The sequence below is a fragment of the Alkaliphilus hydrothermalis genome, from assembly GCF_016908555.1.
In the GTDB taxonomy this organism is placed as follows: Bacteria; Bacillota; Clostridia; order Peptostreptococcales; family Natronincolaceae; genus Alkaliphilus; species Alkaliphilus hydrothermalis.
Map to the genome: position 1 here is coordinate 25,542 of NZ_JAFBEE010000025.1, position 8,903 is coordinate 34,444.

At 33.1% G+C, this 8,903-nt stretch carries 10 protein-coding genes and 1 pseudogene; 6 read left to right on the plus strand and 5 right to left on the minus strand.

Annotated features, from left to right (window positions below; translation table 11 throughout):
• Nucleotides 1-7 precede the first annotated feature (7 nt).
• Nucleotides 8-955, minus strand: coding sequence for a 4Fe-4S dicluster-binding protein (locus JOC73_RS13365; protein WP_204404088.1), 948 nt, complete (start codon nt 953-955; stop codon nt 8-10).
• Nucleotides 956-1,277: 322 nt separating this feature from the next.
• Here JOC73_RS13365 and JOC73_RS13370 point away from each other — a divergent pair, with 322 nt between their 5' ends.
• Entirely contained in the window at nt 1,278-2,945 is a 1,668-nt protein-coding gene (locus JOC73_RS13370) for a sigma-54 interaction domain-containing protein (RefSeq protein WP_204404090.1), read from the plus strand.
• A gap of 506 nt (nt 2,946-3,451) precedes the next feature.
• On the opposite strand, the gene JOC73_RS13375 is transcribed toward JOC73_RS13370, so the two are convergent.
• Together JOC73_RS13375 and JOC73_RS13380 are read right to left on the minus strand one after the other, a co-directional pair.
• Nucleotides 3,452-3,817 carry a carboxymuconolactone decarboxylase family protein gene (locus tag JOC73_RS13375; protein ID WP_204404092.1) on the minus strand — a complete coding sequence of 122 codons (366 nt, stop codon included), beginning with the start codon at nt 3,815-3,817 and terminating at the stop codon, nt 3,452-3,454.
• Between the two features lie 25 nt (nt 3,818-3,842).
• Nucleotides 3,843-4,868, minus strand: a complete 1,026-nt coding sequence (locus tag JOC73_RS13380) for a 3-oxoacyl-ACP synthase III family protein (protein WP_204404094.1) — start codon at nt 4,866-4,868, stop codon at nt 3,843-3,845.
• Between the two features lie 267 nt (nt 4,869-5,135).
• Here JOC73_RS13380 and JOC73_RS13385 point away from each other — a divergent pair, with 267 nt between their 5' ends.
• The 5 genes and pseudogenes from JOC73_RS13385 to JOC73_RS15535 all read left to right on the plus strand — a co-directional run.
• Nucleotides 5,136-5,273 carry a hypothetical protein gene (locus JOC73_RS13385; RefSeq protein WP_204404096.1) on the plus strand — a complete coding sequence of 46 codons (138 nt, stop codon included), beginning with the start codon at nt 5,136-5,138 and terminating at the stop codon, nt 5,271-5,273.
• Between the two features lie 217 nt (nt 5,274-5,490).
• Nucleotides 5,491-5,892, plus strand: a complete 402-nt coding sequence (locus JOC73_RS15445) for a L,D-transpeptidase (RefSeq protein ID WP_330613204.1) — start codon at nt 5,491-5,493, stop codon at nt 5,890-5,892.
• A gap of 239 nt (nt 5,893-6,131) precedes the next feature.
• Nucleotides 6,132-6,425, plus strand: coding sequence for a nucleotidyltransferase family protein (locus tag JOC73_RS13395; protein ID WP_204404098.1), 294 nt, complete (start codon nt 6,132-6,134; stop codon nt 6,423-6,425).
• 51 nt (nt 6,426-6,476) lie between these two features.
• Nucleotides 6,477-7,211 carry a Fic family protein gene (locus tag JOC73_RS13400; protein WP_204404100.1) on the plus strand — a complete coding sequence of 245 codons (735 nt, stop codon included), beginning with the start codon at nt 6,477-6,479 and terminating at the stop codon, nt 7,209-7,211.
• Nucleotides 7,212-7,415: 204 nt separating this feature from the next.
• Nucleotides 7,416-7,723, plus strand: a pseudogene (locus JOC73_RS15535) (phosphorothioated DNA-binding restriction endonuclease); the annotation flags it as partial.
• 313 nt (nt 7,724-8,036) lie between these two features.
• Here the strand turns inward: JOC73_RS15535 and JOC73_RS13410 are convergent.
• Both JOC73_RS13410 and JOC73_RS13415 read right to left on the minus strand, forming a co-directional pair.
• The gene (locus JOC73_RS13410) at nt 8,037-8,417 is read right to left on the minus strand and encodes a hypothetical protein (RefSeq protein ID WP_204404104.1); all 381 of its coding nucleotides are present in this window, start codon (nt 8,415-8,417) and stop codon (nt 8,037-8,039) included.
• A 21-nt stretch (nt 8,418-8,438) separates the two neighbouring features.
• On the minus strand, nt 8,439-8,903 hold a 465-nt coding region (locus tag JOC73_RS13415; RefSeq protein ID WP_456298335.1), incomplete at its 5' end, for a hypothetical protein.

Below are 8,903 nucleotides of genomic sequence, written 5' to 3' on the forward strand. Positions count from 1 at the left end.
ACCCCTCCTATTTATCTAGTTTTATTAATGTAATGGCACTCACTGGGCAGTGTTCTTTGCATATAGTACAGCCCCAGCATTTTTCCTTTTCAAAAGAGATCATTGCCCCCTCTTTATTGAAGGCATTAAAGTTACAAACCTTAGCACATATACCACAACTAATACAACGGTCTTGCTCCCATAATATATTATATCTTTTTTTTGGCCATATACCTTGAGTACCTATCATTTTTGATGCTCTTATTGGGTAACAACAACAACCGTCGCAATTACAGATGGCTTTCTCGGATTCGGAAGTATGCATTAGTCCTTTTTTGTTAGCCATAGTAACAATTTCCTTAGCCTTTTCTTTGCTGATGGGTTCCCCCCAACCCCTATCCCATTCTGAATTAATATCCTTTTCAAACAATATACATACATTCTTGGGTTTGTCACAATTAAGAGCAACGGATTTACAGTTGCATGGAACAATGTACATTTCCTCTTTGAGTTCATCTATAAGATTAAGGGTCTCATCTAAAGTATAAAAGAAAGCGTTTTCGATTAGGTTAGTAGATCCATTCTCAATTTCCTTAAGTCTAGGAATAGCTCCTTCAGCATATTTTTTAACGTACCACCTATCCAGGTCTTCCCGTTCTTTTGGAGCGATACTTTTCCATAAGTCTGATTCATATTGGGCAAAATAAGCTAGTCTAGTGTATAAACTAGCAGATTTATATACTATTGAATCATTTCTTCTTTCTTTATTAATAACCCCTCTTTTATAAGCTTGACTAATAAACTCTTTGGGGTCTAAATCAAAACGAGGTTGAATTAATACCAAGAGTTCTTCGTAAGTATATTTTTTATCTTGCATATACTCTATAAGAGTAATTTCTTCTTCTGTGAGCATAAGCTCAATAGAAGAATAACCTTCTGGTGGAACATCAAAAAATTTAGCTAATTCTTGCTTCATTTTTTCACCTCCTTGAAGAAAATGTTTTATGGCCCTGTCCCTCTAATTATATTGCAAATACCATGCCACTTTTTACTAAGATATTAGGGGGTAAAACACCATAAAATCGGACTATTTAGACTAATCTGAATAATATAAATATAAAAAAGTGCAATAAGATATTGCATGCACTTACTTAATGCATCTCTATACATATGCATTTTTCAATATTTATTAACGTAACAAGAGACCTGGTGAAATAGAATATTGCATTTGGTAGGGGCCTATGGTACCATATATACACTATAATAACAGAAGATACTGAATAGTGGGGGGATTAATATTGCAACTTTATAATATTATAATGGTCTTAGATAGCCTGTATAGAATTGTTTTTATGTCCCAAGGACATTTAGATGGGGATAATCATGTTAATGAGAAATTCATAGGAAAGCATGTACTAAGTTTTATAGATATTGATTTAAATACAAAGAGTGGCACCACATTATATAATAATCTTCCAGTAAAATATACAGTAGTTGATACACCTAGTAAGGATGGGTTTATAGCTCATATCTCCAACGCAGGATATCATAATGTGTTTTATCAAAAGATTCTTGATTTATTAGACTTAGGAATACATATTGTTGATAAAAGTGGGTATATTTTGTTTACTAATCGAGCAGCTGAAAAGGGAGAGTTTTTAAATAGAAGGCTAACTACGGGTAAACATATTTCGGATGTATATCCATTGACAACTGAAACAAGTTGTATACTTAGGGCTTTGAAAAGCAAACAAAAACTGTTAGATATATATGATACTTTTGTAAGTAATTATTCTGATCAAACAATATCTAGCATAAATTCTGGCTATCCTATTTTTATAGATGATGTATTGGTAGGAGGATTAAGTATAGTTAGATTTAATAAATATCTTCAAGGGAGTTGTAAAGAGCTTGCTCAACTCAACAACTTTGTAAAGAAGGGTAATGATCATAAACAAAAGTCCTACTATAAAAATCTATACTACAACTTTGATGACTTAATTGGTGAAGATGAAGAATTCAAGGATTCAGTAAATTTAGCTAAACGAATTGCGAAGACAGATACATCGGTATTAATTTATGGAGAGACAGGAACTGGAAAAGAGCTTTTTGCACAAAGTATTCATAGTGAGAGTAAAAGATGTGAGAATGAGTTTATAGCAATTAATTGTGCTGCACTACCGGAGGGGTTGGTAGAAAGTATACTCTTTGGTACAGAAAAGGGTAGTTTTACTGGGAGCATTAACAAATCAGGTCTTCTGGAGAAAGCAAACAAGGGGACGTTATTTTTAGATGAGATAAACTCCATGAGTCTTACTGTACAATCAAAGTTGCTAAGAGTTCTTCAGGAGAAAAAATATATGAAGGTGGGGGGGACTAAGGAAATTTCATGTGATGTACGGATAATCTCGTCAACCAACGAATCGCCACAAGATATTCTAAATACTGGAAAAATTAGATTAGACTTATATTATAGAATTAATACAATTACAATATATATCCCCTCCTTGAGGGAACGAAGGAAGGATATCTCTATACTTTACAATCACTTCATTAATAAGATAGCATACGGAAATAATTTTAAAACAAGTAACTCCGTCCTTAAAATATTAGAGTCTTATGATTGGCCAGGTAATGTTAGAGAGCTTTTACATACAGTTGAGTATTCAATAAATGTCTGTGAAGATTCTTATATCACTACAAGAGACATTCCTCAGAATATTATAAAATATAATAACACTCCTTCCAGTGATAGTCCTTTACCGTCGTCCATAGAAGATTCTAATTTGAGTAGTATTATGAGTAGATATGAAAAAAGTGTAATTCAAAATGCCCTTAAAAAACATAATTATAACATTAGTGAAACTGCCATAGCATTAGGATTATTTCGACAAGGCTTACAGTATAGAATTAGAAAATATAATTTATCATTGGAAAAACCCCAATCACGGCCCCAAAACCCTTAGATTGTCCTCTTTAAACTATTATTTAGATACTGAATAATTATGGCTGTATGATCCTAAGTAGCTATAAATATGAAGGATACCTTTTAAGATGCAATAGTTGATTATGCGACTGATTAAAAGACTAATAATATTGATTAAGTTTAGACTTTATTAATTCATTGTACTTAGTTATGGCAGCATTAAGTATCTGACTGGTGAGATTTTCTTTTTCATCAATGAGATTATTCAAGTTTCTCTTAAGAACCTCTATATCTTAAAGCAATTCTTTTAATTGTAACCGTCTAAGAATCTCTGCCTAGAATATGAACCTTGGGCTTTGCTAAAATACAGATAATTGTCTTCTAAGGAGGAGACTTTATAATGGTTAGCATAGACTAGTAGGATTACTTAGAATTTTTATTGAGAAGAAGAATAGAAGTGTATAAATGTATTTGTAATTAAATTACATACTAGCTTTTTTACGAAAAAACGAGCTACCATATAAGTGCAGCTCGTTTTTCCGATATTTACAGGTTAAAAAGTACATTTACTGTCTTCAACGCTGACAATGCTTTGGGTAGGCCAATAACGGTAGCGCTTTGTAGCATCATTTCAATGATTTCTTGTTTTGTAACCCCAATATTTAGAGCACACTGAGTATGGAAAAGAAGTTGCTCATTATTTCCATCACTGATTAAGAGGGCAATAGTAATTAATTGTCTTGTTCTTAGATCTAGTCCTTCTCTTGAATATAAGTTGCCAAATAAATGTTCAACTATGGTATCTCCTAATCCCTCATAAATACTATCAAGCTTAGAAAGATAGTCGTCCTTTCCTTCCCCTACTAGTTCATCTATAATTTTCATACCTTCTTCATATGCGTTTTTTTTCAAGTTATATTCACTCCATTTCGAATTTTTACTTACCCCATTTAAGTACAGCAGAAGTATGATTTTCACCGGCACCTGGCGAAGCGATTAATATATAATCTCCATCCTTAATCAAACCTTTATCTAGAGCGTGATACAGGTTAGTCGGTATAGAGGTAGAAGCTAGATTTCCATATATACTAAAGGTATGATAAGACTTTTCTTTAGGGATTCCTATAGAATCCCGCCAAGCATCATGAGCCCAAGGGGCTGGTTGATGAGATAAAAAGAAATTTATATCTTCTGGTCTTAACTCAGCCTTTTCTAAAGTTTTAAGCATAACTGGTGTCATTTGCTCTATAGACATTCTTCCCATTTCTTTAACTTTTACAGGATTAGTAGTCATAAGATTACGGATAGGTGATGTTATATTGCTATGTTTTTTTGATGAATGCGCTAGAGGAAACCTTTCTCTAACAGTAAAGGCATCATGGTAGTATCCATCGGAAGTTGCATGGGAAGCAATATAACCCCTATCTTCAGATACTTCTCCAATTACAACTGCACTGGAACCGTCTCCTGCACAAGGTGATAGATAATCATTTTCATCAATGATTTTAGAGTGAAATATTGAGGTTGTTATAAGGATCTTGTTATACGTACCACATGCAATTAAGTTAGAAGCAGTAATAAGCATAGTAACAAAACTGGAGCAACAAGTATCCATGTTCCAGGCGGCAGCATTTTTTAAACCTAACTTATGTTGGATGATGCTCGCATTTCCAGGAATTGTTTCATCTGGTACCATTGCATGGGTTAGGACTAAGTCAATTTCATTGGGGTCTACTCCAGACATTTCTAGTGCTCTTTTTCCGGCCTCAACTTCTGCATCTGAAGGACACATATCTAATGAGAAGTATCTTCTTTCCTTAATACCTATAAAGCAATCCTCAAATGATTTTTTAGCGGGTCGATTAAGAAACTCTTTATCATCCCAGTAATCATTTGTAATAATGTTTTCAGGCATATATATCCCAACTCCTAATATACCTGCATTTCTCAAAGTCTTTCTCATTTAAATCCCCCTGTTATCTTTAAATTTAGAAGCATTTGGAACTTATTTGTTATTCTACATAAATATAGGTTTTCCTCTAATAAAATCTATTGATTAGGGCATTAACGAATCCTATGTATATGTAAGCATAGTTAAGGTTATTCCTTACTATGCTACTACACATATATACCACTGAAAAAAAGGGGGTTTTGAACGTAAAGGGACATAGTTAATAATGCGTAGGGGAAGGTAGACAGGGTAAAGTATATCTTCTACTCTGTAGCAGTCATGGATGTGGAATTAAAGGAGAGACAAGCTGAAAATTTTTCAGAGATTGAACTTTTAATCGAAAAACTTTTAGACTCAGGAATATGCTATGTGGATGAGATGTCAGGGATAATTGGGATAACAGAGGAGCAATTGTAACCGTCAAAGATTTTCTGCCTAGAATGTGAACCTTGGGCTTTGCTAAAATACAGATAATAAACTTCTAAGGAGAAGATCTGTTTGGCAAGTAAAGCGACAGCTATTGACTGGGAGAATATATTACAGAAGTTCACTACCTTTCTTAATATATTTTTTTAAAGAATGTTAAGCTTATCCTATAGCATACAATTAAATGAATGCATAAGGGGGGATAAGATTGAAACAGAGGATGCTAAAAATCTGTATATGCTGTCTTATGATAGCTCTAGTTGTATCAGGTACAGCTACAGTAATAAGCTATTATAAGAAAAATCGTCCTAATGGTGATGTAAGAGGACTTAATGAATACAATCGATGGGAATCCAATATGATCAAGGAAAATCCTGATTACAATAATTTGAGGATTTTAATAGACATTTCAGAAAAAAGACTCTACCTATTAAATGGTAGCGAGTTGATAAAAAAATACCCCATTGCCAGTGGCCGGCCAGGGCACCCATCCCCAATAGGGTCATGGAAGGTTGTTAATAAGGCAAAATGGGGTGGCGGTTTTGGTACTAGATGGATGGGACTGAACGTACCCTGGTCTGTTTATCAACAGGAATACGGTATTGGGTAACCCCATACCCCTTGAAAAGAATGGTTTAGAGAGTTAACAGGGAAATATATTATGGAAAAATAAAATCATGGTTAATATAAAAGCAGGTTGCTATTGGTGATCTGTTTTTTGTTGTTTCAAGTAGTCATTGTGATATAATAATGGTAATAATGAAGGCTTAAAATAATATGGGAAAATATGTTTAGTGAATGCTTGAAAAGAAGTATAATATAAACAAAGTCAAATAGTCAAAGGTGATTATGGTGAAGATAAAAAAATTAATTTATGAGAAAAGAAATGATGTTTTAAGCATAGCAAATCACTATGGAGTAGTAAAAATTCAACTCTTTGGATCTGTTGCCAGAAATGAAGAGGTTACGGATAGTGATATTGACTTTCTTGTTCAATTTGAAGAAGGACGTACATTATTTGACCTAATTGCCTTGAAGAATGAGTTGGAAGGCCTTTTAACATTAAAGGTAGATGTTGTATCCGAGGAATCATTACACTGGAATATAAGCGAACAAGTTAAAAGAGAGGTTATTGAAATATGAAGAGTATGAAGGCCTTAACCATTTAAATTAAAAGAGAGGGGTGAAATTCCAATGAAGGATTTATTTAAAAAAATACAAGAAAAGCAGACACTGTTAGATAGTAAAAGACCTTTACCGACTTATACTGTTAAAAGCATCAGGGAGAATTTATTGCTTGAATGGACATATAATTCTAATGCCATAGAAGGAAATACTTTAACCCTACAGGAAACAAAAGTTGTCTTAGAAGGTATTACAGTAGGTGGGAAGACCTTTAGAGAACACCTAGAGGTAATAAATCATAAGGAAGCTATTTTGTATGTAGAAGAAATAGTAAAGAGTAAAGAAAAACTCAATGAGTGGCAAATACAGAATATTCATAGGTTAGTTTTAAAGGGGATTAGCGATGAATACGCAGGTGTATATAGGAATCAAAATGTAATAATTAGTGGGGCTCAACATACTCCACCAGATTTTATGGTTGTTTCAGATGAAATGAAAGCTCTCATTAATTGGTATGAAAGTGAAGCCCAAAAACTACATCCCGTTGAAAGAGCTGCACAGCTGCATGGCATTTTTGTTGGAGTACATCCTTTTGTAGATGGTAATGGAAGGACAGCAAGACTTTTAATGAATTTAGAGCTTATGAAAAATGGATATCCTGCTTCAATTATTAGGGCAGAAAATAGATTAGAATATTATAATGCTTTAGACAAAGCTCATACAACCAGTGACTATGACGACTTTAGTAAATTAGTTGCACAGGAAGTTGAGAAAAGCTTGGATATGTATTTAAAACTTTTATAATTCAATATAATTGCGCAAAGCCCATGGAACAGTTTTCATGGGTTTAACTTATCCCCTTATTTAAGATATTAAATTATAGTAAATCATCCTTTTTTGATTCTTTATTTACCTAAAATACTGTTGGTGTAAAAAAGAGGAAATTTACTAGTATTTATAGAAAAGAATCAAATAAAAGATAGGTAAATGAGTTTTTACAAATTTTACTTATTGATAGAGTTTGGCCCAATACGAAGATCCTACCACCCAGAACAACCATTTGTGCACCTCACTAACGATGGAATATGGAATTTAAATATCTCTATTGAAAAATCCAATATAAGGGATAAGTGGTTGCTAAATAATAGTGTAGTTGGAGGATTTAATGATGAAGTCTACTCATTATTAATCAGTGATGGAGCGCTTGTTAGGGAAGTGGCGCAAATAATATTAAATAGTCATTTTCCACAAACAATTCACGAAGATATACTTACAGCAGTTGGTTTGGTTTTGATGAGGTAATTAAATCACGAAGAATTATTGAGGAGCTTCGATATTTCTTTTAGGCAATTCTGTTATTATAAGAATATATGCTATGCAACAGAACAAGCCATAAAAGATATACATCAGAAAAAGATTGTAGTGACAAATGAAAACACACCCGTAACAACATTAAATCGTATTAATAATTTCATTCACAGGTTTGGTTTTGATGTAGACGGTAAAGCAATTCAAGAACTCAATGATATGATAACAAGTTTATTTCTGTAAGACTTATTTAAAGAATTTAATAAACCCTGCTATGATAGCAAACACTTACTATCATAGCAGGGTTTTACTATATCAATTCTATAGTTCTATAGCTCTAGGATTACCACTAATATAATACTCCATCTGATCAAGTATATCAACTCCTAGGAGCTTAGAATAAGCTTGTAGTTCAACTATAGCATCTTTACTGTTCAAACCACTTTTCAACACCCTTTTTTCATGTCTAATGTATCGACAATAGCTAAATCGATTTAAGTCAATATCAACAATTAAAAAGGTATTGCCTGCAATATCAATTTTTGCAACCTCCCACTTATTCCAGGTTTGGAAGTTTTCATAGTTATAGTAGGATCCATTCATAATCATATATTGATTTGTATCAATTAAGTAATCATTAAGGATACCATACATGTCATAGATTAAATTTATTTTTTCGGATTTTATAGGATTCAACTTCATTATAATATTCTCCTTTCGATATTAAGCTACCAATTTTGCAACTTGATAGATTTCTGTTATTTCCCCATGGGATATTTCTATAGCTGTCAAACTACCGCCAAACACAACTCCAGTATCTATCCCTATTCTATCTTTCTTAATATAGGGAGCCCATGATCCTGTTATATACTTAGTAGGGGTGTGTCCGAAGATAACTGGCTTTTCGAAGGTTTTAGGTGAGTAAAAGAATTCCTCCCGAATCCATAATAGGTCATCTTCTACTTGATGTTGCATACTCACTCCCGGTCTGATCCCACCATGAACATAGATGAAACTTTCATCTTCATAATACAGTGGAAGGCTATTGAAGAACTCTACATAATTATCCACTGAATCTCTATTCTTGATAAAATGTAAATGGTAAAATAAAATGGAGAGATTTTGGCAAACAAAAACGGAGAATAATTTCCAATATAGTACAATAAGAATACTCCTTCTGATAGAATT